Genomic DNA, 23,884 nt, shown 5'->3' on the forward strand with positions numbered 1-23,884 from the left:
CAACGCGGCCCCCGCCCTCAATTCGAATTTTCCGGGCGGCAAAGGTTTAGAAAAACCTGCTCAGTGCGACGAACGGTCGTCGGTAGGTCACGCCGGCTTGCTGCCGAACAACCCTGGCAACGCATGCGCCAGAGCATTGATGGCAAAGCCGATGAACATCACGCCGCAGAGCCGGGTGATCAGGATTTCATGGCGCTGATAGACGGTGCGCACGCGCTGGGCGCCGACCACGCCGATCAGGATCGCATAGGCCAGCAGGCCGCCCAGAAAGCTGAGGACAATCAGCCACGGCAGCATCGACCATGTGAGCAATTCGGCGCGGCTGGACAACAACGCGGTAAACGTTGCGACCGCCACCGGGTAAGCCTTGGGGTTGGTCAAACCGAACAGAATGCCGTGCCGGAACGGATGCCGAGCGGCGCCTTGCGGCGCATCGCTGCTGCGAACCTGGGTACGAATCGCGCGCCAACCGAGCCAGAACAGGTACAGGCCGCTGAGTACGCCCAATACATCAAAGGCACTGCTGCCCACTTCCTTTGCACCGACGATGGCGATCAGCGCGGTGCTGCACCACACCACATCCCCGAGCAGATGCCCACCGAGAAACCCCGCCCCGGCGCGGCGGCCACGTGCGGCGCCAATCCCGAACACGGCCAGGACACCCGGCCCTGGCGTAATACCGTAGATAAAACCCGAAGCGAGGACGGCAAGCAGCAAGGACGGGGTCATGGGCACGACTCTGGCGGGAGGGTTGGGGTGGATCGATTCTGCACGTTCTGCCGCTACGGGTAAAACTTCATTCCGGCATAAGGCTGGGTGCGGCAGGCTTGCAGACGCGACGCCAAGTCGCCGACATGCACTTCAAGCTTATGCCCGTCAGGGTCGAAAAAGTAAAACGACGCGCCTTCACTGCGGTTGTCGCGCCACTCTTGCACACCAGCCGCCCGCAGGCGCGCCACCACCTCGCTGAAGTCATCTGGATGTGCGGTAAAAGCGTAGTGGGTGTATTCAGCCGTCGCGCCCACGGAGCGCGAAGGGTCGAGCGACAGGCACAGCCATAAACCGGGGAGTGAGAGGTAGGCGCCGTTGTCCCAGGTGGCGTCGAGCCGAAGCTGCAACAACTCATGATAGAAACTGACGCTGCGGTGCAGGTCGGTAACGGCAAGCGTCAGGTGGTTGAGACCAGAAAGCATGGTGTTTTCCTGTTATCCAATTGAATGCAAAGCAGCGCCCGCCTGACCTCGGACGCTGCGTGAGGATTCGTCAGCGCTTGTCGGAGGTCCGCAGCTTTTGCGGCAACCCCCACAGCAGCAGCGCGGCAGCGATCAGTGCACAGACACCAATCACGTAGAGAGCCGGAGTGGTACTGCCCGTCATGTCCTTGATCCGACCGACCATCACCGGGCTGACAATACCCCCCAGTTGCCCCAGGGTATTGATCAAGGCAATCCCGCCGGCGGCCCCTGCCCCGGCACCTGCCAACAGCTTGGGCGGCAACGTCCAGAAGGTGGGGATCGAGGCGATGATACCCGCACCCAGCAGCCCCAGGGCAATGATCAGGAAGGTGGTGTGATCATCGAAGATCCCGGCGCAGAAGAACCCTACCGCGCCTAACGCGACCAGGCCACTGACAAACTTGCGCCGTTCCCCCGTCGCGTCCGACCAACGCCCCACCACTACCATGGTGATGGCTCCGCAAATGTAGGGAACAGCAGTCAGCAGGCCGATCACTAACGAACTTTCGATCCCCGTGCTGCGGATCAATTGCGGCGCCCAGAAATTCAGGCCATAGGACGCCACCTGGATCAGGAAGTAAATCAAGCCCAGCATCAGGAAACCTGGAATTCGCAAGGCTTGCAGCAGAGAGCCTTTTTGATGCACCTCATGCACCGCGATACGGCTTGAGAGCAATGCCTTTTCGTCGCTGTTCAACCAGGGCGCATCCTCGATGCGGTCCTTGAACTGCGTCAGTACCAGCCACGCCAGCACCACACAGGGCAGGCCGCCCAGCAGGAAGAGCCAGTGCCAGCCGCGCATCTCCAGCACGCCATCCATGTGGCCCAATACCAGCCCGGAGAACGGCGCGCCGATCAGCCCGGCAAAGGCCGAAGCCAAAAACAGCATCGAGGTGATACGCCCACGGAAATCCTGGGGGAACCAAAGGGTCAGGTAATACAGCACGCCTGGGGCAAAACCGGCCTCCATGGCGCCGATCAGAAAACGCAGGGCGTAGAACTGCCACTCGGCCGTGACGAACACCATGGCCGCCGTCGCCAGCCCCCAGGACAGCATGATGCGCGCGATCCAGCGCCTTGCGCCGACCTTGTAGAGCATCATGTTGCTCGGCACTTCAAAGAGCACATAACCCACGACAAACAAGCCGGCCCCCAGGCCGTATGCGGTGTTGCTCAAGCCGAGGTCGGCCTGCAACTGGAACTTGGCGAAGCTGATGTTGATACGGTCGAAAAAAGCAAACAGATAGCAGACCATGATCAACGGCATCAGGCGCCAGGCGACCTTGTTAACCACCGCCTTGATCGGATCGATTGCTCCGGCCGCGCTCGCGCCGGCCTCCAACGTATTAGTGTTCATGATTTCTCTCCAGCGGGCAGCTCATAGGCGCCCGATTGTTTTTGTTGTCTGGTACAGGGTTACAACGTGGCGATGTGATCCGGGGGTGAGTGCAGGTCACAGTTGCGCCCGGCCTTGGCCACTTGACCGGGCAATTCATGACCCAGCAGCGCCGGCAGGCGACGGGATATGTTCAGCAGATGCGGCAGATCGATGCCGGTGTGAATGCCGACTTCCTCACACAGGTTGACCAGGTCTTCGGTGCAGATATTGCCCGACGCGCCCGGCGCAAACGGGCACCCGCCGAGCCCGCCCAGGGCCGCGTCAAAGCGCCGGGCACCTGCCTCGTAGGCGGCCAGCACATTGCACAAACCCAGGCCACGGGTGTTATGAAAGTGCAGGGTCAGATCGCTGGCGGGCACGCGCTGCAATACGCGCTTGACCAGACGTTCCACCTGGCGCGGGTTGGCCATGCCGGTGGTGTCGGCAAGGCTGATCCCGCGAATGCCGAGCGCCTGATAAGCGTCGACAATTTCCAGTACACGGTCTTCATCAATCCTGCCTTCGAACGGGCAGCCGAACGTGGTGGCGATACTGCCATTGAGGCGCACCGGGTAATCGGCGGCAAAGCGGGTGATATCGCCGAACGCCGCCAACGATGCCTCGCACCGCATACGCATATTGGCCAGGTTGTGGGTCTGGCTGGCGGACATCACCAGGTTCAATTCGTCGGCGCGCGAGTCGATGGCACGCTGGGCTCCCTTGAGGTTGGGGATCAGTGCTACGTAGATAACCCCGGCTCTGCGTTGAATGCCTTGGAACACCTGCTCACCGTCGCGCAATGCAGGAATGGCTTTGGGGGAGACAAATGAACCGGCTTCGATGCGCGAGAATCCAGCCAGGGAAAGCTGGTCGATCAACGCGATCTTGTCGGCCGTCGCCACCCAGGTCGGCTCGATTTGCAGGCCGTCGCGCGGGGACACTTCCTGCACGATCAGCCCAGCCGAATAGTCAGTGATCATTGCACCACTCCCGAGGTTTTCAGACGTTGGATATCGGCAACCGTCAAACCCAGGCTGCCGAGGATGTCATCCGTATGCTGGCCCAGGGTCGGACCTTGCCAGTTGATTGCGCCGGGCGTTTCCGACAGCTTGGGCACAATGCCGGGCATCTTCACCGACACACCGCCGGGCAGCTCGGCCTTGAGCAGCATGTCGCGTGCCTGGTAATGCGGGTCGCTGACGATGTCGGCCACCGAGTAGATACGCCCGGCCGGCACTTCGGCGGCCTCCAGGGCGCTGAGCACCTGCTCGATAGGCCGGCTGCTGGTCCAGTGGGTAATGGCCGCATCCAGCACGCCGCTTTTTGCCGCACGGCCATCGTTGTGGGCAAACTCCGGCGCCTCGGCCAGATCGGCGCGGCCGATGGTGGTCATCAGGCGCTTGTAGATCGGGTCGCTGTTGCCGGCAATCACCACATAGGCGCCGTCGGCGGTGAGGTAGGTATTGGACGGCGCGATGCCCGGCAAGGCACCGCCGCTGCGCTCACGCACATGGCCGAGCATGTCGTATTCAGGCACCAGGCTTTCCATCAGGTTGAACACGCTTTCGGCGAGGGACACATCGACAATCTGCCCGTCGCCCTGGCCGGTCTTGACCCGCAGCAAGGCCATCAGCGCGCCGATCACCGCGTGCAAGGACGCCAGGGAATCCCCCAGGCTCACGCCCACCCGCGCCGGCGGTGAATCCGGGTTGCCGGTGGTGTAGCGGATTCCGCCCATGGCTTCGCCAATGGCGCCGAAACCCGGGCGGTCACGGTAAGGGCCGGTCTGGCCATAACCGGAAATGCGCACCAGAGTCAGCTTGGGGTTGAGCGCGTGCAACACGTCCCAGCCCAGGCCGAGTTTTTCCAGGCCGTCGGGGCGCAGGTTCTCGATAAGGACGTCGGCGTCGCCGAGCAGTTGTTTGATCACGCCCAGGCCTTCAACGGACTTCAGATCCAGGGCCAACGACTTCTTGTTGCGCGATTGCAGGTACCACCACAGCGACGTGCCTTCGTGCAGCTTTCGCCACTTGCGAAGCGGATCGCCCTGGCCCAGGGCTTCGATCTTGATCACCTCGGCGCCAAACTCGGCCATCAGCCGTGCGGCAAACGGCGCGGCGATCAGCGTACCGATCTCGATCACCTTGATACCGCTCAGGGGAGCCGTCATGGGGTGTACCTCTTGTTCTTGGAATGTGCGCCAAGGCTAGAGGACTCTGAGAGCAGAAAGCCAACCGTCAGTTGGCAAGGAGCGTTCGCGAAACGCGAACGAACCGCGAATTATCTGTCAGCCCCCGCCGAGTGACTCAGGTAGTCAAAGAGCAAGCGGCTAACCGGCGAGAGCTGCGCTTCATCCCGGACCACCAGGATCAGGCTGCGATCGGACCAGTCATCCGTGAGCGGCACGGCATGCAGACCCAGTGCGCGACCAAACAATTCAAAAGCCTTCTGCGGCAGGATGCCAATCCCCATATTGGCCTGGACCATCCGGCACATCGCGTCAAAACCCGGCACATGGATCCGCAGGCGCAGCATCTGGCCTGCCTCGCGAGCGGCCGCGTGGGTGCGCATATTGATCGAGCTGGCCGAATGCAGGCCGACGTAATCGCTGCCCAGGGTTTCGGCGAAGGCCAGGGATTTGCGGGCCGCCAACGGATGGTCCGCGGGCATCAGCACCACCAGTTTGTCGCGGCGGTACACCACACGCGGCAAGCCCTTGGTGTCGGTGTCGCTGGAGCAGATGCCCAGGTCCGCCACACCATCCAACACGCCTTGCACCACACCATTGCTGGGGCGTTCTTCAAGGTCGGTTTTGACTTCAGGATGCAACTCGGAAAAATCCCGCAAGTCTTCCGGAAGGAACTGAATGATCGCCGACAGGTTGGCCAGCATCCGCACATAGCCGCGCACGCCGTGGCTGTGCTCGCCCAGCTCCAGGCCCATTTTTTCGACGTTGAACAGCATCTGCCGCGCATGGTGCAGCAACGTCTCACCGGCCGCCGTCAGGTCCATGCCCTTGGCCCGACGCACGAACAGACTGACGCCCAGCACCTGTTCCAACTCCATCAAGCGCTTGCTGGCCGCCGACACCGCGATGGCTTCCCGCGTGGCGGCACGGGTCAACGTGCCTTCTTCAAACACGGCAACGAACAGTTGCAGGGTGATCAGGTCCAGGCGCCGCACCAGGCTCTTGTGCAACATCAGTGGCGCTCGGCGGCCAGGCGATGGATCGCGGCCTGCTCCACTACCGCCTGTGGCGCGCCATGACGCACTGCCGCGAGCATCGCCTGGCCGACGGTCTCGGTACTCACCACCCAACTGGGTTTGACCCGGCGAACGAACGACAGCAGCGGGCCGAGCACGCTATAGAACGTTTGGTACAGCGGGGTTTTCGAGCGCACACCATGCAACGGTTGGATCACCCCCGGCCGGAACAGGTACACCGCCTTGAACGGCAGGCGCAGCAACGCATTTTCGGTCTTGCCCTTGACCCGGGCCCACATCGATTTGCCCGCCTCGGAGCTGTCGGTACCGGCGCCGGACACGTAGATAAACGTCATCTGCGGATTGAGCCGCGCCAGGGTGCTGGCGGCCACCAGCGTCAAGTCATAGGTCAGGTGGGTGTAGCGGGTTTCATCCATGCCCGCCGAGGAGACGCCCAGGCAAAAGAAACACGCATCAAACCCTTGCAGCAGGTTTTCCAACGGTTGCAAATCCAGCATGTCGCTGTGCAATACCTGGTGCAGCTTGCCGTGCTCCAGGGTCAACGGCGTACGCCCCACGGCAACGACTTCCTGAACGTCGGCCGCCAGCAGGCACTCGCGCAACACGCCCTGGCCGACCATGCCGGTGGCGCCGAATAGCAGAACTCTCATAACGGGACCTCAGCGGCAAGCCGCAAGCTTCATGCTCAAGTTGAATGCACATCGACTTGTAGCTTACCGCTTGCAGCTCACCACTGCCCGATTCAGAACGCGCTGCGGAAAATCTCCTCAATCTGACGCTGGTCGGCCCGCCGAGGGTTGGTCAGGCCGCAGGCATCCTTCAACGCGTTGGCGGCCAGCAGTGGGATGTCCTGCAATTTGGCGCCCAACTCCCGCAAGCCGGCCGGGATCTCGACATCCTGCGCCAAGGCGCGGATGGCCGCGATGGCCGCCTGGGCGCCCTCTTCCGGCGAATTGCCCTTGATGTCGGCGCCCAACGCACGCGCCACGTCGCTCAAGCGCCTGGCACTGACACTCGCGTTGAAACTTTGTACGTGGGGCAACAGCACTGCGTTGCAAACCCCGTGCGGCAGGTCATACAGGCCGCCCAGCTGATGGGCCATGGCATGCACATACCCCAAAGACGCATTGTTGAAGGCCATGCCGGCGAGAAATTGCGCATACGCCATGTTTTCCCGCGCAGCCTTGTCGCTGCCGTCACGGACTGCCAGGCGCAGGTTGGCACTGATCAGTTCGATGGCCTTGATCGCACAGGCATCGGTAATCGGGTTGGCGGCGGTGGACACGTAGGCCTCGATGGCGTGGGTCAAGGCGTCCATGCCAGTGGCGGCCGTGAGGCCCTTGGGCATGCCGACCATCAGCGCCGGGTCGTTGACCGACAGCAGCGGCGTGACGTTGCGGTCGACGATGGCCATTTTTACATGGCGGGTTTCGTCGGTGATGATGCAGAAGCGGGTCATCTCGCTGGCGGTGCCGGCGGTGGTGTTGATGGCCACCAACGGCAGTTGCGGCTTGCTCGACTGGTCGACGCCCTCGTAGTCACCGATATGCCCGCCGTTGGTGGCGCACAACGCAATGCCCTTGGCGCAGTCATGGGGCGAACCACCGCCCAGGGACACCACAAAATCGCAACCATTGGCCTCCAGCAGCGCCAGGCCTTTCTCGACGTTTTCCACATTCGGGTTGGGCTTGGCGCCGTCGTAGATCAGCGAGTCGATGTCCTGCATCGCCAGCTTTTCGGCGATCATGCTGGCGACGCCCGCCTTGGCCAGCCCTGCGTCGGTGACGATCAGCGCCTTGCGAAAGCCGTAGTTGCGGATGGCGGTCATGGCTTCGTCGAGGCAGTCGCTGCCCATGATGTTGACGGCGGGAATGAAGAAGGTACTGCTCATGGCAAATCCTCAGAGGCGTTATGCCAACAGGATCAACCGCCGTGGCTTGAGGCATCTTGATCAGGATCAACGCCGGCTCGTGATAAAGTCACCCACCCGCCGATTTTGAGTAGACAAGCCGCAATGAAGGATTTCCAGGATATTGACGCCCACCTCGAAGACTGGAGCGCGGTACGCAGCGCCATCGACTTCAGCGCGATTCTGATCGGCAACGGCGCCAGCCGCACGATCTGGGAAGACTTCGCCTACGACTCGCTGTTCGAAAACGCCCGCACCGTTGAAGAAAAGCCCCTGAGCCAATCCGAACTCAGCGTGTTCGACGCCTTGCAAACCCGCAGTTTCGAGCAGGCCCTGGGCGCGCTGAAAACCACCAGCCGGGTCAACAAAGCCCTGGCCGTCAGCTCGGCGGCGCCGCGTAATCGCTACTACGCGATCAAGGAAGCGCTGATCAACACCATCCATGCCGTGCACATCCCCTGGCGACTGGTGCAGCCCTCGACGCTGGCGACGATCAACGCAGAGCTGGCACGCTACCCCACCGTATTCACCAGCAACTACGACCTGCTCAACTATTGGGCGATCCTGCACACGCCGGGCATCGATGATCTGTTCCGCGGCGTGGATGCCAGCTTCGACCTGCGCCACACCCACACCGACGCCACACGCATCCTCTACCTGCACGGCGGCCTGCACCTGGTGCGCAACCTCGATGGCACTGCGCGCAAATTGGCCTCCACCGACAGCACCTTGCTCAGCAGCTTCGCGATCAACAACACGATCAAGACCCTTGATGATGTGCCGCTGTTCGTCAACGAAGGCAAGGTTGAGGAGAAGCTCAAGACCATCCGCAGTTCGGACTACCTGTCGTTCTGCTACGAGCAGTTGCTCGGCCATGCAGGGGCGCTGTGCATTTTTGGCCATGAGCTGGGACCGCAGGATAAGCACCTGGTGGATGCGATTCGCCAGGCGAAGCTCACGACCCTGGCGATCTCGGTATCGGGGCGCAGTGACGGGTTCATCCGCCAGCAGAAGCGCCGGTATTCAGCGTTGTTCGAGGGCACCGGGGTGGCGCTGAAGTTCTTCGCGGCGCGCACGCATCCATTGGGCGATCCGGCGCTGTCAGTCCCTGTGGAACGCTGATATCCAGAACAATGAAGATCCACTGTGGGAGGGGGCTTGCTCCCGATAGCGGTGTGTCATTCACAGTTTTACTGACTGATCCACCGCTATCGGGAGCAAGCCCCCTCCCACACTGGAGTGCATTGCAAGTCACTGCCGTGGTCACTCTTCGGCGCTGTGAACGACGACCAGCAACTGCGCCTGCACGTCTCCCACTGATCGAAGTCGGTGGGGTTTCTGCGCGTTGAAATGCAGCGCGTCTCCCCGCTCCAGAATCACCCGTTCGTTCATGAAATCCACTTCCACCCGGCCTTCATGCACGAACAGGAACTCCTCCCCCACGTGCTCCTTGAAGGTCTTGTCGGTGAACTCCGCCGGCGGGTAGATGATGAACGGCAGCAGGCTACGCTCACTGACCTGACGGGCCAACACGGCATACCCCGGCGAAGTGTCCGGCCGCTCGTGACTGCGCACCAGGCTGTAGCTGTCGAGGTTCACACTGTCTTCGCTGAACAACTCTTCGACCTTCACGTTCAACGCCTTGGCCAGTTTCAACGCGGCGGCGATCGACGGCGTGTTCAGCCCGCGCTCGACCTTGGACAGGTAACTCTTGGTCATCCCGGATTTTTCAGCCAAGGACTCAAGGGTTATGCCAAGTTTTTTTCTCAATAATTTCAAACGGATAGACATTTGCTGCGATTAATCCATGCAATAAAGCGAAAGCGGCGCTTGCCAATGACACTTTGTGTCATATAGCATCTTTAGTGTCATTTGCACTTACCCAAAGGACACCGATATGGCCAAGACATTAGCACTCCCCAAAGACCAACTGGTCAAGCAAGCGCTGACCCAGATGCAAAACACCCTGGCGGATAATACGTGGACCGACCGGCAAAAGCTGGCGCTCACGTGCCGCATCCTGTTCGAGCACGGCCACGACTCCGGCCTGGCCGGGCAGATCACCGCGCGCGGGCCCACCCCCGGCACCTTTTACACCCAGCAACTGGGCCTGGGTTTTGATGAAATCACTGCCGGCAACCTGTTGCTGGTCAACGAAGACCTTGAAGTCCTGGAAGGTCATGGCATCCCCAACCCGGCCAACCGCTTTCACACCTGGGTGTACCGTGGACGACCGGATGTGAACTGCATTATCCACACGCACCCGACCCACGTCGCTGCGCTGTCGATGCTGGAAGTACCGCTGCAGGTGTCGCACATGGACCTCTGCCCGCTCTACGAAGACTGCGCTTTTCTGGAGGCTTGGCCGGGGGTACCGGTGGGCAATGAAGAAGGGGAAATCATCACCACCGCGTTAGGCGACAAACGCGCAATTCTGCTCTCGCACCACGGCCAGCTCTCCACCGGGGCAAGCATCGAGGAAGCCTGTGTGATCGCGCAGTTGATCGAACGCGCGGCCAAATTGCAGCTACTGGCGATGTCGGCGGGCACCATCAAACCGATCCTGCCGCAACTCGGCCGCGAGGCCCACGACTGGATTTCCAAGCCCAAGCGCTTTGGTGCCGCATTCAACTACTACGCCCGGCAGAACCTGCGTCAACACGCCGATTGCCTGAACTGATTGCTCTTTTTCGAGCGGAGACCTTCCCATGTCCACCCCAAACATTCACGGCATCATCGGCTACACCATCACCCCGTTCAGCACCGACGGCCAACGCATCGACCTCGACGCCCTGGGCCGCTCCATCGACCGCTTGATCGACAGTGGCGTGCACGCCATCGCACCGTTGGGCAGCACGGGCGAAGGCGCGTACCTGAGCGATGCCGAATGGGATGAAGTCAGCGCCTACAGCCTGGCAAAAATCGCCAGGCGCGTACCGACTATCGTCAGCGTATCCGACCTGACCACGGCCAAAGCCGTGCGCCGCGCCCGTTATGCCGAGGCCAATGGCGCCGATGTGGTAATGGTGCTTCCGGCCTCGTACTGGAAACTCAGCGAGGCGGAGATCCTCGCGCATTACGCGGCGATCGGCGACAGCGTCGGCATCCCGATCATGCTCTATAACAACCCGGCTACCAGCGGAACGGACATGTCGGTGGACTTGATCCTGCGTATCGTCCAGCAGGTCGCCAACGTGAACATGGTCAAGGAAAGCACCGGTGATATTCAGCGCATGCACCAGTTGCGCCGGCACAGCGACGTGCCGTTCTACAACGGTTGCAACCCGTTGGCCCTGGAAGCCTTTGCGGCAGGCGCCAAGGGCTGGTGCACGGCGGCACCGAACCTGATCGCGCAATTGAACCTGGATCTGTATGACGCGGTACTGGCCAATGATCTGACTCTGGCGCGGGAACTGTTCTATCGCCAGTTGCCGCTGCTGGAGTTCATCCTCAAGGGCGGGTTGCCGGCGACGATCAAGGCTGGGCTGCGTCTGACCGGGTTGGAGGTAGGCGATCCACGGTTGCCGGTGTTTCCATTGGGCAAAGCGGGGATCGAAGACTTGAAGACACTTCTGAGCTGACACCACAACGCTTATGTGGGGGCTTGCTCCCACATTTTGACTCTGCAGATTCGTTACATAGAGACAAATGACAATAGTTCTCGATATCATTCGCGACTTTTCTACAGCGCGCTTCGTCAAGAAGGATATCCATGTCTCGTCCCAAGCCCGACCCGCTGTCGGCCGATGCCTTTCGCGGGTTTTATGCAGATATCCTGCATTTCCTGCGCAAACGCACGGACAACGCCAGCGACGCGGCCGACATGACCCAGGATGTCTTCACCCAATGGCTGGGCTACCGCGACCGGGCCAAGGTCGAGCAACCACGGGCGTTTCTGTTCCAGATGGCGCGCAACCTGCTGCGTGACCACTGGCGCAAACAGAAGGTCCGCCACACCGCTCACGCGGTTCCGACCGACCTGGACACCGAGCCACTCGCCGACGAGCAAAACGACCCCATGGCCGCCGCGCTTCGCGTGCAACGCCTGGACCAGTTGAAAGAAGTCCTCGCCGAACTCTCGCCCCGCAGGCGAGAAGCCCTTATGCTGCACCGCTTCGAAGGCTTGAGTCAGTCGCAGATCGCCGAGCGCATGGGGATTTCGACCAGCATGGTGGAAAAGCACATCGCTTTTGCCCTGCTGCACTGCAAGCGACGCCTTCAACACGCACCCGGCACGGAGCAGCCAGAATGAACCGCCTGAGCGAGAACGACGCCCAGGGCATTGAAGCGAGTGACTCGATCGATGCCCAAGCCGCCAGTTGGTTTGCCCGCAACCGCAACGAGTTGGGGCGCGCCGACCGCAAAGCCTTTGCCGCCTGGCAAGCGGAGCCTGCCCATGCCCGCGCCTATGCCGAGTTCGAACAACTGTGGGACGACCTCGCCCAGTTGCAGCAACACAGCAGGCCCGTGCCGCTGCCCCAACGCAAACCCTCGGTATGGCGCCCTGCCCTGGCCGTGGCTGCCGCCTTGGTCTGCGCCGTGATGACCAGCCACATCGGCACGCCCCGCGAGCTTTACCACAGCCAGGTGGCCGCCCATGCCAAAGGTATGCGTACCCTGCACCTGCCGGATGGCAGCACCTTGTACGTGAATGCCAACACGCGCCTGCAAGTGGATTTCACCGCCTACCAACGCATCCTGCACCTGGAAAAAGGCCAGCTGTACATCGACGTCGCACCCGACAAAGAGCGGCCGCTGTACGTACAAGCCGGAGAGGCGAATGTGCGGGTGGTCGGCACCGGCTTTGACGTGCGGCGCAGCCAGCAGCAACTGGTGGTCAGCGTCGCCCATGGCCAAGTGGCCTTCGAACCGGACGCCAAAAGCCCGGTGGCCCTGCTTGGCGCCCAGCAACGCGCCACCTACCAATACGCCAAAGGCACCGTGCAGCAGCAAACCCTCACCGCTGATGAGGTCGCCGACTGGCGCAGCGGGCACCTGTCCTTTCGCAACCGCGAGCTGGCCAGCCTGATCGATGAACTGAGCCTCTATCGCCCCCAGCCCCCGTTGCAGGTCAACCGTGCCGTTGCGCAACTGAAGGTCTCGGGCAATCTGGATGTGAATGACCCGCAGGCCCTGCTCAACGCGTTACCCGCCCTGCTGCCGGTAAAAACCGTGGCCTCGGCCGATGGCATCGTCAGAATCGAACCACGTAAGTAAGGTAGAAAACCCACACATGAGAATATTTTGCATTTGCACGTGTGGTTTTTTTTGCCTGCTCCGTCTTCCTCCCGACTGTGTTTGATACGCACACCTTTTTGGCTGTTCAGCCGCACCGGGGGATTTCATGTTTCGCGCGCCTTGCCACGCTTCGCACCTGTTTCTTCGACCCAGCCTCATTGCCACCTGCCTGGCGTTCAGCCTCAGTGCCCAGGCTGAGTCGTTCAAACTGCAACTGCCCGCCCAGCCGCTGGCCCTGTCCCTGAGCCAGGTGGCGCAACAGGCGAAAATCCAGCTGCTGTTCGATGAAACGTTGCTCAAAAACGCGCAGGCACCGGCGCTCAGCGGTGATTTCACCCCGGAAGTGGCGATTCGCAGCTTGTTGCAAAACGGCGAGTTCACCCTGATCAAAGTCGGCACGACTTACGTGGTGCGTCCCGACGAAGGCAAGACCACCCAAAGCGGCGCGATCCAACTGGACGCCCTCAGCGTGATCGGCACCGGCAACGAAGTCGACTCCGCCACCGTCAACCGTTCCACCCTGACCCAGGCCGATATCGACCGCTACCAGTCCAACAACATCCCCAGCCTGTTGCAGACCTTGCCCGGCGTAAGCCAGGGCGGCTCGCTCAAACCCGGCGGCCAGACCATCAACATCCGGGGCTTCGGTGACGCCGAAGACGTGCCGCTGACCGTCGATGGCGCCACCAAGAGCGGCTTTGAGCGCTATCAACAAGGCACGGTGTTTATCGAGCCCGAGCTGATCAAAAGCATCGAGGTAGAGAAAGGCCCGCACTCGCCGTTCACCGGCAACGGCGGTTTTGGCGGCACGGTCAACATGACCACCAAGGACGCCCCCGACCTGCTCCAGGACGGCCGCAACAGCGGCGCCATGCTCAAATATGGCTACTCCAGCAACGACCATGAACAGGTCTACAGCAGTGCCGTGTATGGCCGCACCGACGACGGCCGTTTCGACGCGCTGGCCTACCTGACCCAACGTGACGGCGGCGACATGAAGGTAGCCGGCAAACTGCCCAACGACAACAACCAGTACCCGATCAACCCCCAGCGCCTGCCCAACTCGGCACAGGATGTGGATGGCAAGTTGTTCAAGGTCAACGCGCACTTCACCGATGAGCACAGCGTGGGCTTGTCCTACTCGCGCTCCCACAGCAACCGCTGGACACCGTTCTCCGCCGCCAGCTACCCGACGCCGCCGACCCAGGCCAACATCGACCGCTACGGCTATGAAAACGCACTGAAACGCTTTTTGGCCCAACGCGACACCACCGACACCACCTGGTCGGGCAAGTACGAATACACACCGCTGGATAACCCGTTGGTGGACCTGACCGTCAAGTACTCCCAGTCCAACACCGAACAGACGGACGAGCGCGACGCCACCGCGTTCTTCCAGCTCGCCAGCGGCGGACGCAAGATGGACACGTCCTACACCGACAAGAACCTGGACGTACGCAACGTCAGCCTGTTCAGCACCGGGCCGTTGCAACACGCGCTGACGGTGGGTGGGCAGATCCGCAAGCACATCCGCGAAACCGAGATGTGGATGCCCGGTGCCACCTATAACAGCGCACGTTACAACTATGGGCATTTCCAGCCCGGCTTCATGCCCCACGGCAAAGTCGATACCAACAGTTTCTTCGTGCAGGATGCAGTCACCGTCGGGGATGTGACCATCACCCCATCGCTGCGCTACGACCACGTGCGCAACCGCGGCGAAGGCAATGATGCGCCGTACTACAACAACCCGGATCCGTCCTACGGCCACGACTACAGCGACCGCACCTATACCGGCTGGTCGCCGCGCCTGGCGCTGTTCTGGAACGTCACCCCACACCTGGGGCTGTTCGCCAACTGGAGCAAGACCTGGCGCGCGCCGGTCATCGACGAGCAATATGAAGTCCAGGGCCTGGGCAGCCGCACCGCCACCAGTCTCGACCTCGACCCGGAACGCATCACCTCGATCAGCCTGGGCAGCGTGACCAGCTTCGATCACGTCATCACCCAGGACGACAATCTGCAACTGCGCACCACGCTCTTCCACAACAAGGTCGAAGACGAAATCTTCAAGGCCACGGGGGTGGGCTGCCAGAACCAGGCCATCAACGGCGGCACGATTTCCAGCGCCTGCCCACCGGGCGCGCTGTCCAACTACCGCAACATCGGCGGCATGACCATCAAGGGCTTTGAACTGGAGTCGTTCTACAACTCCACCTACCTGTTCGGTTCGGTGTCATTCGCCTATGCCAAAGGCGACCACGAAGGCGCCTACACCAACCCCTGGGGGCCGGATGTACCGGCACGTGACATTCCACCGACCAAGTGGGTACTGGTGCTGGGCACCCACATTCCGGCCTGGGATGCCCAGGTGGGCTGGATGGGCCAGTTCATCGGCGCGACCGACCGCCTGCCCAGCGACAAATATTCCGGCGGCCCGGGCAGCAGTGTCGGCGACCTGTTCTACGACCAATACGGCAACAAGCGTTACAACACCCAGGGCCTGTTCGCCAAATGGAAACCCCAACAGGCTTACCTCAAAGGCACCGAGGTGAACGTCACCGTCGACAACCTGTTCAACGAAAACTTCCGTCCGGCCTTGAGCGGCGACCGTGCCTACACCAAGGGCCGCGACGCGAAGATCAGCATTACGCGGTTCTTCTAAAACTGTACGGATAAATCCGCACGCAGCTGTAGGCCCCTGGTCGACGGGGGTTGTGGCTAGATGGGCTTCCCTGGAAGCCCTCTGGATATGGGCTTCTCTCTATTTCGGATGCCCCCATGAGCTCGCGCGAAAACACCGGCATGGCCCTCGGCCTGCTGGGTGTCATCATCTTCAGCCTGACCCTGCCCTTCACCCGCATCGTGGTGCAGGAAATCCACCCGTTGCTCAACGGCCTGGGTCGCGCCTTGTTCGCGGCGGTGCCGGCGGCCGCGCTGTTGTTGTGGCGCCGCGAACGCTGGCCGACCTGGCGCCAAGTGCGTGGGTTGTGCCTGGTCATGGCCGGCGTGATCCTGGGCTTCCCGGTGCTGTCGGCCTGGGCCATGCAAACCTTGCCGGCGTCCCATGGCGCGTTGGTCAACGGCCTGCAACCGCTGTGCGTGGCGTTGTACGCAGCGTGGCTGTCCCATGAGCGGCCGTCGAAAGCCTTCTGGGCCTGTGCGGCGCTGGGCAGTGGGTTGGTGCTGGGTTACGCCTTGATCACCGGCGCCGGCAGTATCCAGGCGGGCGACCTGCTGATGCTCGGCGCGATTGCCGTTGGCGGCCTGGGTTATGCCGAAGGCGGCCGACTGGCCAAGGAGATGGGCGGCTGGCAGGTGATCTGCTGGGCGCTGGTGCTGTCTACGCCCGTGTTGATCGGCCCGGTGTGGTACCTGGCGGCGCAACATCAAGGAACAATCTCGCTGCGCACCTGGTGGGCGTTCGGCTATGTGTCGCTGTTTTCGCAGTTCCTGGGGTTCTTTGCCTGGTACGCCGGGCTGGCGATGGGTGGCATTGCCCGGGTCAGCCAGATTCAACTGCTGCAGATCTTCTTCACCATCGCTTTTTCGGCGTTGTTCTTTGGCGAACATATCGAGCCGGTGACCTGGCTGTTTGCCTGCGGGGTGATCGCGACCGTGATGCTGGGGCGCAAGACCGCGGTGCAGCCTGCACCAGTCTCCAAACCAGGTGGGAGAGGGCTTGCTCCCGATAGCGGTGCATCAGCCCGTCAATCCGTTGACTGACACGCTGCCATCGGGAGCAAGCCCCCTCCCACATCGGACTGCGTTTAGACCAGGTACCCGTCTGCGCGCAGCAGGGTTTCCAGGCAGTGCTCGGTGATGTGGTAGAACGCCTTCAGCTCTTGAATTTTCTCCAGCAACTGGGCGTTGTCCAACGGTTCGGCGCGTTTGACCGCGAGGATCATCTTGTTCTTGTTGGTGTGTTCCAGGGAGATGAACTCGAACACCTTCGTCTCGTAGCCACAGGCTTCAAGGAACAGTGCACGCAGGCTGTCGGTGACCATTTCCGCCTGTTGGCCCAGGTGCAGGCCGTATTGCAGCATCGGCTTCAATAGCACCGGGCTCTGGATCTGCAGGCGAATCTGTTTGTGGCAGCACGGCGAGCACATGATGATCGACGCGCCGGAGCGGATGCCGGTGTGGATCGCGTAGTCGGTGGCGATATCGCAGGCATGCAGGGCGATCATCACGTCCAGCTCGCTGGGCGCCACGCTGCGCACATCGCCGCATTTGAACACCAGCCCCGGGTGCTCCAGGCGTGCGGCGGCGTTGTTGCACAGGGTGACCATGTCTTCACGCAGCTCAACGCCCGTCACTTCGCCCTCGGCCTTGAGGGTGTTGCGCAGGTAGTCGTGGATGGCGAAGGTCAGGTAGCCCTTGCCCGAGCCGAAATCGGCGACGCGCACCGGCTGGTCGAGCTTGAGCGGTGACGAGGTCAACGCATGGCTGAAGACTTCGATGAATTTGTTGATCTGCTTCCACTTGCGCGACATCGATGGGATCAGCGCCTGTTTGGCGTCGGTCACACCCAGGTCGGCAAGGAACGGCCGGCTCAGGTCGAGGAAACGATTTTTCTCGCGGTTATGCTCGGCGGAAGGAGCCTCCCGCAGTTGTTGTGGCTTGCTTTTGAACAGCGAGCTTTTGTTCTTCTTGCTGTATTCCAACTGGGCTTCATCAGTCAGCGACAGCAAGTGCGCGTTCTTGAACGAGGCCGGCAGCAGCTCGGCAATCGCCTTGACGCCTTCGGCCAGGGGCAAATTCTTGGTGATGTCGCGCGTCTTGTAGCGGTAGACGAAAGACAGGCAAGGCTGCTCCTTGACCGCCACCTGCTTGATGATCAGCCGTTGCAGCTCGGCCTCCGTGCCCACGTACTTGGCCAGCACCAGTTTGATAAAGGCGTTCTGCGCGAGGCTGGCGTTCAACAGTTCGATGAACTGGGCATGATGATCCGGCGCAGGGCTGGCGGGTTGAGCGGTGACGGACATGAACAAAAACGCCTCGGGCTGGGAATGCCGGGCATTTTAGGGGGGATAGCCCTTCAGGGCACGGAGTTATTTGACCAGTGGTACGCCTTACTCCAGCACCACCAGTCGATTGGGCAGTTCGTTACGCGTCTGCGTCACCGGCACATGCACCTTCAACAACTCGCCACAGGCCTCGATGCACGCGATAAACCCCGCCAATGTCTGCCCCTGCTTCACCTGCTGGGTAAACGCCTTGACGATCCCATCCCAACTGCTGTTATCCAGGTGCCTGGAAATACCCTCATCCACCAGGATCTCCACATACCGCTCCGCCTCGCTGACAAAGATCAGCACCCCAGTGCTGCCCAGCGTGTGGTGCAGGTTCTGCTCCAGAAACTGCCGCCGTGCCAGGTTGGACGCGCGCCAATGGCGCACCGAACGCGGGATCAACCGGGTGGTGACCTTGGGCAGGCGGAACACCAGGCACAACACGATGAAGGTCACCCATTGCGCCAGCAACAAGGTGTACATGGTCAGATAACCCGACAGGTAATGCACCACGCCGGGCACCACTAACGCGATCAGGCTGGCCCACAACAGCGGGATGTAGGCGTAGTCGTCGGCGCGGGCGGCCAGTACGGTCACCAGTTCCGCGTCGGTGTCTTTTTCCACGCGGGCAATCGCTTGCGCGACTTGGCGCTGCTCGTGCTCAGTCAGTAATGCCATGGTTGTGCTTGCTCTCTCATTATTATCATCACCAGCCGCCTGACGCCCCGCCGCCGCCGAAGCCACCACCGCCGCCCCGGAAACCACCGCCGCCTCCCCCGCCGCCACCACCACGGCCGCTGTTGCTGAGAATGGCCAGCAGGATCGCCCCCACCGGCAGGCCCATGCGATTGCACAGCCACAACACGCCGATCAGCAGAATAAACAGGCCGATGGAAAACCCGGGATTATCCTTGGCAAAGTTGGCATCCGCCACATGGGCCGGCACGGCCAGCGGTTCGCCGCCCACCACTTGCAGCATTGCCGCCACGCCGTCGCTGATGCCTTTGCTGTAGTTACCGGCCTTGAAAGCCGGTGCGATCACCTGGTTGATGATGACCCACGACTGCGCATCCGTCAGCACGCCCTCCAGGCCGTAACCGACTTCGATACGCAATTTGCGCTCATCGCGGGCGACGATCAACAGCGCGCCGTTGTCCTTGCCCTTCTGGCCAATACCCCACTGGCGGCCCAATTGATAACCGAAGTCCTCAATGGGCACACCTTGCAAGTCAGGCACGGTGACCACCACGATCTGGTCGCCCGTGGTTTGCTCCAGCGCCTGCAATTGCTGAGTCAGTTGCTGGCGCGTCGCCGGGTCGATCATCTGGGCGTCGTCCACCACCCGCCCGGTCAGCGCCGGGAAGGTCAGCGCCGCCTGGGCCGCACCGACACAGGCCAACCAGCACAGCGCCAGGCCTATCCTTAATAAACGCATCGACACCTCAGGGAAGCCTTATTTGAACTTCACTTGGGGCGCTTTATCGGCATCGGCACTGGTGGCTTCGAACGTCGCGCGGATCGGCAGATCGCTGTACATGATGCTGTGCCACAGGCGACCCGGGAAGGTGCGGATCTCGGTGTTGTACGCCTGTACCGCCTGGATAAAGTCACGCCGGGCCACGGCGATACGGTTCTCGGTACCTTCAAGCTGGGATTGCAGGGCCAGGAAGTTCTGGTTGGCCTTCAGGTCCGGGTAGCGCTCGGACACCACCATCAGGCGGCTGAGGGCACCGCTCAAACCGTCCTGGGCTTGCTGGAACTGCTTGAGTTTTTCCGGGTTATCGAGGGTGCTGGCATCCACCTGGATCGAAGTGGCCTTGGCCCGCGCTTCGATCACAGCGGTCAGGGTGTCCTGCTCATGGGCCGCGTAACCCTTGACCACCTCCACCAGGTTGGGGATCAGGTCGGCGCGCCGTTGGTACTGGTTCTGCACCTGGCCCCAGGCTGCCTTGGCCTGTTCATCCAGCGTGGGAATGGTGTTGATGCCGCAACCGCTGAGCACTGTGCTGAGCAAAAGCAAAGCGGCGGCCTTGAAGCCCCAGCGGTAGGTGTGTGCTGCTTGCATGGTGGTTCTCCTGGTGCAACGGGATGAATTTGACGGCTGGCCCTATCGCTCACACGCTTGAGGCATAATCCGCGACCACGACTGGATTGCGTCGAGTCAATCAGCTAAAAGATGCCCAGCGCAAATAAGAGTTCAGAAGTGTGGTGCATTTTCAGCAATAACACTCGAACAACAACATAGGTTCCCCACATTTTGGCAGAACGGCGTATTTACGCCGCGCAGTGTGCCGAAAAAGGATATTCATGAAAAAGCTGTGTTTGCTCGGCCTTGTTGCCACTCTGGCCACTCACCCCGTATGGGCAGAAACAAAGCCTGCTGCGCTTAAAGACAAGGACGCCTTCGTCAGCGACCTGCTCAAGCAGATGACCCTGGATGAAAAGATCGGCCAATTGCGCCTGATCAGCATCGGCCCGGAAATGCCCCGCGAGCTGATCCGCAAGGAAATCGCCGCAGGCCGCATCGGCGGCACGTTCAACTCCATCACCCGCCCGGAAAACCGTCCGATGCAGGACGCGGCCATGCGCAGCCGGTTGAAGATCCCGATGTTCTTCGCCTATGACGTGATCCACGGCCACCGGACCATTTTCCCGATCAGCCTGGCCCTCGCCTCCAGCTGGGACATGGACGCCATCGGTCGCTCCGGGCGCATCGCCGCCCAGGAAGCCGCCGCCGACAGCCTCGACATCACCTTTGCGCCGATGGTCGACATCTCCCGCGACCCCCGCTGGGGCCGTACGTCCGAAGGTTTCGGCGAAGACACCTATCTGGTCTCGCGCATTGCCGAAGTGATGGTCAAGGCGTTCCAGGGCGCCAGCCCCGCCAACGCCGACAGCCTCATGGCCAGCGTCAAGCACTTCGCCCTGTATGGCGCGGTGGAAGGCGGCCGCGACTACAACGTCGTCGACATGAGCCCAATCAAGATGTACCAGGACTACCTGCCGCCCTACCACGCGGCGATCAAGGCCGGTTCCGGCGGCGTGATGGTGGCGCTCAACTCCATCAACGGCGTGCCCGCCACCGCCAACACCTGGCTGATGAACGACCTGCTGCGCAAGGACTGGGGCTTCAAGGGCCTGGCCGTCAGCGACCACGGCGCGATCGTCGAGCTGATCAAGCACGGCGTGGCCAAGGACGGGCGTGAAGCCGCCAAGCTGGCGATCAAGGCCGGTATCGACATGAGCATGAACGACTCGCTGTACGGCAAGGAACTGCCGGGGTTGCTCAAGTCCGGCGAAATCCAGCAGAGCGACATCGACAACGCCGTGCGTGAAGTGCTAGGCGCCAAGTACGACATGGGCCTGTTCAAAGACCCGTACCTGCGCATCGGCAAGGCCGAGGACGATCCGGCCGACACCTACGCCGACAGCCGCCTGCACCGCAGCGACGCCCGCGACATTGCGCGCCGCAGCCTGGTGCTGCTGAAAAACCAGCATGACACCCTGCCGCTGAAAAAATCCGCGACCATCGCCCTGGTTGGCCCGCTGGCCAAGGCACCGATCGACATGATGGGCAGTTGGGCCGCGGCCGGTAAGCCGGAACAATCGGTGACCCTGCTCGACGGCATGAACGCGGTGATCGGCGAAAAAGGCAAGATCATCTACGCCCGTGGCGCCAACATCACCAACGACAAGGCGGTGGTCGACTACCTCAACTTCCTCAATTTCGATGCACCGGAAGTGGTGGATGACACCCGCCCTGCCCAGGTGATGATCGACGAGGCCGTGAAAGCCGCCAAGGACGCCGACGTGGTCGTGGCGGCCGTGGGTGAATCGCGGGGCATGTCCCACGAGTCCTCCAGCCGCACCGACCTGAACATCCCGCAAAGCCAACGCGACTTGATCAAGGCGCTCAAAGCCACCGGCAAACCCCTGGTGCTGGTGCTGATGAACGGCCGCCCACTGTCGATTCTCGATGAGAACCAGCAGGCCGATGCGATCCTGGAAACCTGGTTCGCCGGCACTGAAGGCGGCAACGCTATCGCTGACGTGCTGTTCGGTGACTACAACCCATCGGGCAAGCTGCCGATCACCTTCCCTCGTTCGGTGGGCCAGATTCCGACCTACTACAACCACCTGACCATTGGACGGCCATTCACCCCAGGCAAACCGGGCAACTACACCTCGCAATACTTCGATGACACCACCGGGCCGCTGTTCCCGTTCGGCTACGGCCTGAGCTACACCACGTTCAGCCTGTCGGACATGGCATTGTCGTCCACGACCCTGAACAAGACCGGCAAGCTCGACGCCAGCGTCACGCTGAAAAACACCGGCAAGGTGGATGGCGAAACCGTGGTGCAGCTGTATATCCAGGATGTGGCCGGTTCGATGATCCGTCCGATCAAGGAATTGAAGAATTTCCAGAAAGTCATGCTCAAGGCGGGTGAAGAACGCACCTTGCACTTCACCATCACCGAGGACGACTTGAAGTTCTACAACACCCAGCTCAAATACGCAGCGGAACCGGGTGAATTCAACGTGCAGATCGGGCTCGACTCCCAGGATGTGCAACAGCAGACGTTCGAACTGCTCTAAAAATGTGGGAGGGGGCTTGCTCCCGATAGCGGTGGATCAGTCAATATTTTCAGAGGCTGACACCCTGCAATCGGGAGCAAGCCGAATCCTCGCACCGCCCCTCCCATATTTGATTTCATTGACCTGGTTAGCCGCGTCTATCCAGCAAGTTCACCACCAACCGATCAATCCACCCCCACACCCGCTGTTTCACCCGTCGCCACAACGGCCGAGCCTTCCAGGCCTCCAGGCTCACCGCCTGGCTCTGTGCAAAGTCACGCTCGAAACTGCCCGCCACCGCCTGCGTCAATGCCGGGTCCAGCGCTTCGAGGTTGGCTTCCAGGTTGAAGCGCAGATTCCAGTGATCGAAATTGCACGAGCCCACGCTCACCCAGTCATCTACCAGCACCATTTTCAGGTGCAGGAAGCACGGCTGGTATTCGAAGATCTGCACACCCGAGCGCAGCAGGCGCGGGTAATAGCGGTGCCCGGCGTAACGCACGGACGGGTGATCGGTGCGCGGGCCGGTGAGCAACAAGCGCACATCCACGCCCCGCGCCGCCGCTCGACGCAGGGCACGACGCACGCCCCAGGTCGGCAAAAAGTACGGGGTGGCCAGCCAGATGCGTTGCTGGCTGCGGTTCAGTGAGCGCAGCAGTGATTGCAAGATATCGCGGTGCTGACGGGCATCGGCATATGCCACCCGGCCAAGGCCCGGGCCTGTCGCCGGCACCTTGGGCAAGCGCGGCAAACCGAAATGGCGGGAGGCTTTCCACTCCCGGCGCGCCGCATTGGCCTGCCATTGGCGGTCGAACAACGCCTGCCAGTCCTGCACCAGAGGGCCGTGTATATGCACCATCACTTCATGCCAATCGGCGGTGTCGTTGCCCGGTGTCCAGAACTCATCCGTGGCCCCGGTGCCGCCCACAAATGCGTTATGCCGGTCGATCAACAAGAGCTTGCGATGATCGCGGTACAAGTTGCCCATCCACCGGCGCCAGTTGAGGCGATTGTAAAACCGCAGCTCGACACCGGCGTCGATCAAGCGCTTACGCAGCCCAAGGGTAAATGCCAGGCTGCCGTAATCATCGAACAGACAGCGCACCTGCACGCCACGTTCGGCGGCCACGACCAGCGCCTGCACCATGGCTTCGGCACACGCCCCGGCTTCCACCAGATAGAGTTCGAGGTCCACCTGCCGCTCAGCTCGGGCAATGCCCACCAGCATCTGCGGGAAAAAACTCGGCCCGTCGATCAGCAACTCGAAACGGTTGGCGCTGCGCCAAGGGAACACTGCGCCGCCCAT

Annotated in this window: 22 protein-coding genes; 8 read left to right on the plus strand and 14 right to left on the minus strand. The window is 61.6% G+C overall.

Annotation, left to right across the window (positions count from 1 at the left end; translation table 11 throughout):
• Positions 1-87 precede the first annotated feature (87 nt).
• From DK870_RS22535 to yiaY, 8 genes are all read right to left on the minus strand, one after another.
• On the minus strand, positions 88-729 hold the full coding sequence (locus DK870_RS22535) for a LysE family translocator (protein ID WP_090366257.1): 642 nt from the start codon (positions 727-729) through the stop codon (positions 88-90).
• A 53-nt stretch (positions 730-782) separates the two neighbouring features.
• Complete coding sequence (gene fos, locus DK870_RS22540) at positions 783-1,193, minus strand: fosfomycin resistance glutathione transferase (protein ID WP_161549717.1); 411 nt, start codon at positions 1,191-1,193, stop codon at positions 783-785.
• A 70-nt stretch (positions 1,194-1,263) separates the two neighbouring features.
• Positions 1,264-2,592 carry an MFS transporter gene (locus DK870_RS22545; protein ID WP_161549718.1) on the minus strand — a complete coding sequence of 443 codons (1,329 nt, stop codon included), beginning with the start codon at positions 2,590-2,592 and terminating at the stop codon, positions 1,264-1,266.
• A 59-nt stretch (positions 2,593-2,651) separates the two neighbouring features.
• Complete coding sequence (locus DK870_RS22550; protein ID WP_161549719.1) at positions 2,652-3,593, minus strand: hydroxymethylglutaryl-CoA lyase; 942 nt, start codon at positions 3,591-3,593, stop codon at positions 2,652-2,654.
• The gene (locus DK870_RS22555) at positions 3,590-4,783 is read right to left on the minus strand and encodes a CaiB/BaiF CoA-transferase family protein (protein WP_161549720.1); all 1,194 of its coding nucleotides are present in this window, start codon (positions 4,781-4,783) and stop codon (positions 3,590-3,592) included. Before DK870_RS22555 ends, DK870_RS22550 begins: the two co-directional genes overlap by 4 nt.
• Positions 4,784-4,893: 110 nt before the next feature.
• Complete coding sequence (locus DK870_RS22560) at positions 4,894-5,814, minus strand: LysR family transcriptional regulator (protein ID WP_161549721.1); 921 nt, start codon at positions 5,812-5,814, stop codon at positions 4,894-4,896.
• The gene (locus tag DK870_RS22565; protein WP_161549722.1) at positions 5,814-6,488 is read right to left on the minus strand and encodes an NAD(P)H-binding protein; all 675 of its coding nucleotides are present in this window, start codon (positions 6,486-6,488) and stop codon (positions 5,814-5,816) included. Before DK870_RS22565 ends, DK870_RS22560 begins: the two co-directional genes overlap by 1 nt.
• A 92-nt stretch (positions 6,489-6,580) precedes the next feature.
• On the minus strand, positions 6,581-7,729 hold the full coding sequence (yiaY, locus tag DK870_RS22570; protein WP_104995764.1) for an L-threonine dehydrogenase: 1,149 nt from the start codon (positions 7,727-7,729) through the stop codon (positions 6,581-6,583).
• Positions 7,730-7,852: 123 nt separating this feature from the next.
• Between yiaY and DK870_RS22575 the strand changes: the two genes are divergently transcribed.
• A complete protein-coding gene (locus tag DK870_RS22575; protein ID WP_060753747.1) occupies positions 7,853-8,869 on the plus strand; it encodes a DUF4917 family protein in 1,017 nt (338 codons plus the stop codon).
• Positions 8,870-9,010: 141 nt separating this feature from the next.
• Here DK870_RS22575 and DK870_RS22580 read toward each other — a convergent pair whose 3' ends face one another.
• Positions 9,011-9,538, minus strand: coding sequence for a helix-turn-helix domain-containing protein (locus DK870_RS22580; RefSeq protein WP_161549723.1), 528 nt, complete (start codon positions 9,536-9,538; stop codon positions 9,011-9,013).
• A 106-nt stretch (positions 9,539-9,644) separates the two neighbouring features.
• Between DK870_RS22580 and DK870_RS22585 the strand changes: the two genes are divergently transcribed.
• The 6 genes from DK870_RS22585 to DK870_RS22610 all read left to right on the plus strand — a co-directional run bounded on the left by DK870_RS22585 (position 9,645) and on the right by DK870_RS22610 (position 16,711).
• Positions 9,645-10,427 carry an aldolase gene (locus DK870_RS22585; protein WP_060753749.1) on the plus strand — a complete coding sequence of 261 codons (783 nt, stop codon included), beginning with the start codon at positions 9,645-9,647 and terminating at the stop codon, positions 10,425-10,427.
• A gap of 28 nt (positions 10,428-10,455) precedes the next feature.
• Entirely contained in the window at positions 10,456-11,328 is an 873-nt protein-coding gene (locus tag DK870_RS22590) for a dihydrodipicolinate synthase family protein (RefSeq protein WP_060753750.1), read from the plus strand.
• A 131-nt stretch (positions 11,329-11,459) separates the two neighbouring features.
• Positions 11,460-11,999, plus strand: coding sequence for an RNA polymerase sigma factor (locus DK870_RS22595; RefSeq protein WP_161549724.1), 540 nt, complete (start codon positions 11,460-11,462; stop codon positions 11,997-11,999).
• The gene (locus DK870_RS22600) at positions 11,996-12,964 is read left to right on the plus strand and encodes a FecR domain-containing protein (protein ID WP_161549725.1); all 969 of its coding nucleotides are present in this window, start codon (positions 11,996-11,998) and stop codon (positions 12,962-12,964) included. Before DK870_RS22595 ends, DK870_RS22600 begins: the two co-directional genes overlap by 4 nt.
• A gap of 127 nt (positions 12,965-13,091) precedes the next feature.
• Positions 13,092-15,650 (plus strand): TonB-dependent receptor, encoded by a 2,559-nt coding sequence (locus DK870_RS22605; protein ID WP_161549726.1) that lies wholly within the window; start codon positions 13,092-13,094, stop codon positions 15,648-15,650.
• Positions 15,651-15,766: 116 nt separating this feature from the next.
• Complete coding sequence (locus DK870_RS22610) at positions 15,767-16,711, plus strand: DMT family transporter (RefSeq protein WP_161549727.1); 945 nt, start codon at positions 15,767-15,769, stop codon at positions 16,709-16,711.
• A gap of 44 nt (positions 16,712-16,755) precedes the next feature.
• Here the strand turns inward: DK870_RS22610 and DK870_RS22615 are convergent, their stop codons facing one another.
• From DK870_RS22615 to DK870_RS22630, 4 genes are all read right to left on the minus strand, one after another.
• The gene (locus DK870_RS22615) at positions 16,756-17,973 is read right to left on the minus strand and encodes an SAM-dependent methyltransferase (protein WP_060753755.1); all 1,218 of its coding nucleotides are present in this window, start codon (positions 17,971-17,973) and stop codon (positions 16,756-16,758) included.
• Between the two features lie 87 nt (positions 17,974-18,060).
• Positions 18,061-18,678: a TPM domain-containing protein gene (locus DK870_RS22620; RefSeq protein ID WP_060753756.1), complete on the minus strand. Its 618-nt coding sequence runs from the start codon at positions 18,676-18,678 to the stop codon at positions 18,061-18,063.
• 28 nt (positions 18,679-18,706) lie between these two features.
• A complete protein-coding gene (locus tag DK870_RS22625; RefSeq protein WP_060753757.1) occupies positions 18,707-19,435 on the minus strand; it encodes a YgcG family protein in 729 nt (242 codons plus the stop codon).
• Between the two features lie 18 nt (positions 19,436-19,453).
• On the minus strand, positions 19,454-20,065 hold the full coding sequence (locus DK870_RS22630; protein WP_161549728.1) for a LemA family protein: 612 nt from the start codon (positions 20,063-20,065) through the stop codon (positions 19,454-19,456).
• 242 nt (positions 20,066-20,307) lie between these two features.
• Between DK870_RS22630 and bglX the strand changes: the two genes are divergently transcribed.
• Positions 20,308-22,599, plus strand: coding sequence for a beta-glucosidase BglX (gene bglX, locus DK870_RS22635; protein ID WP_104995755.1), 2,292 nt, complete (start codon positions 20,308-20,310; stop codon positions 22,597-22,599).
• Positions 22,600-22,726: 127 nt separating this feature from the next.
• On the opposite strand, the gene DK870_RS22640 is transcribed toward bglX, so the two are convergent.
• A complete protein-coding gene (locus tag DK870_RS22640) occupies positions 22,727-23,884 on the minus strand; it encodes a phosphatidylserine/phosphatidylglycerophosphate/cardiolipin synthase family protein (protein WP_161549729.1) in 1,158 nt (385 codons plus the stop codon).

The sequence above is a fragment of the Pseudomonas sp. Q1 genome, from assembly GCF_009935975.1.
Lineage (GTDB): Bacteria > Pseudomonadota > Gammaproteobacteria > Pseudomonadales > Pseudomonadaceae > Aquipseudomonas > Aquipseudomonas palleroniana.

Bases quoted from the DNA above. Each gene is read 5' to 3' on its own strand.
- DK870_RS22535 (WP_090366257.1), bottom strand. From the start codon at position 729: ATGACCCCGTCCTTGCTGCTTGCCGTCCTCGCTTCGGGTTTTATCTAC.
- fos (WP_161549717.1), bottom strand. From the start codon at position 1,193: ATGCTTTCTGGTCTCAACCACCTGACGCTTGCCGTTACCGACCTGCAC.
- DK870_RS22545 (WP_161549718.1), bottom strand. From the start codon at position 2,592: ATGAACACTAATACGTTGGAGGCCGGCGCGAGCGCGGCCGGAGCAATC.
- DK870_RS22550 (WP_161549719.1), bottom strand. From the start codon at position 3,593: ATGATCACTGACTATTCGGCTGGGCTGATCGTGCAGGAAGTGTCCCCG.
- DK870_RS22555 (WP_161549720.1), bottom strand. From the start codon at position 4,783: ATGACGGCTCCCCTGAGCGGTATCAAGGTGATCGAGATCGGTACGCTG.
- DK870_RS22560 (WP_161549721.1), bottom strand. From the start codon at position 5,814: ATGTTGCACAAGAGCCTGGTGCGGCGCCTGGACCTGATCACCCTGCAA.
- DK870_RS22565 (WP_161549722.1), bottom strand. From the start codon at position 6,488: ATGAGAGTTCTGCTATTCGGCGCCACCGGCATGGTCGGCCAGGGCGTG.
- yiaY (WP_104995764.1), bottom strand. From the start codon at position 7,729: ATGAGCAGTACCTTCTTCATTCCCGCCGTCAACATCATGGGCAGCGAC.
- DK870_RS22575 (WP_060753747.1), top strand. From the start codon at position 7,853: ATGAAGGATTTCCAGGATATTGACGCCCACCTCGAAGACTGGAGCGCG.
- DK870_RS22580 (WP_161549723.1), bottom strand. From the start codon at position 9,538: ATGTCTATCCGTTTGAAATTATTGAGAAAAAAACTTGGCATAACCCTT.
- DK870_RS22585 (WP_060753749.1), top strand. From the start codon at position 9,645: ATGGCCAAGACATTAGCACTCCCCAAAGACCAACTGGTCAAGCAAGCG.
- DK870_RS22590 (WP_060753750.1), top strand. From the start codon at position 10,456: ATGTCCACCCCAAACATTCACGGCATCATCGGCTACACCATCACCCCG.
- DK870_RS22595 (WP_161549724.1), top strand. From the start codon at position 11,460: ATGTCTCGTCCCAAGCCCGACCCGCTGTCGGCCGATGCCTTTCGCGGG.
- DK870_RS22600 (WP_161549725.1), top strand. From the start codon at position 11,996: ATGAACCGCCTGAGCGAGAACGACGCCCAGGGCATTGAAGCGAGTGAC.
- DK870_RS22605 (WP_161549726.1), top strand. From the start codon at position 13,092: ATGTTTCGCGCGCCTTGCCACGCTTCGCACCTGTTTCTTCGACCCAGC.
- DK870_RS22610 (WP_161549727.1), top strand. From the start codon at position 15,767: ATGAGCTCGCGCGAAAACACCGGCATGGCCCTCGGCCTGCTGGGTGTC.
- DK870_RS22615 (WP_060753755.1), bottom strand. From the start codon at position 17,973: ATGTCCGTCACCGCTCAACCCGCCAGCCCTGCGCCGGATCATCATGCC.
- DK870_RS22620 (WP_060753756.1), bottom strand. From the start codon at position 18,678: ATGGCATTACTGACTGAGCACGAGCAGCGCCAAGTCGCGCAAGCGATT.
- DK870_RS22625 (WP_060753757.1), bottom strand. From the start codon at position 19,435: ATGCGTTTATTAAGGATAGGCCTGGCGCTGTGCTGGTTGGCCTGTGTC.
- DK870_RS22630 (WP_161549728.1), bottom strand. From the start codon at position 20,065: ATGCAAGCAGCACACACCTACCGCTGGGGCTTCAAGGCCGCCGCTTTG.
- bglX (WP_104995755.1), top strand. From the start codon at position 20,308: ATGAAAAAGCTGTGTTTGCTCGGCCTTGTTGCCACTCTGGCCACTCAC.
- DK870_RS22640 (WP_161549729.1), bottom strand. From the start codon at position 23,884: ATGGGCGGCGCAGTGTTCCCTTGGCGCAGCGCCAACCGTTTCGAGTTG.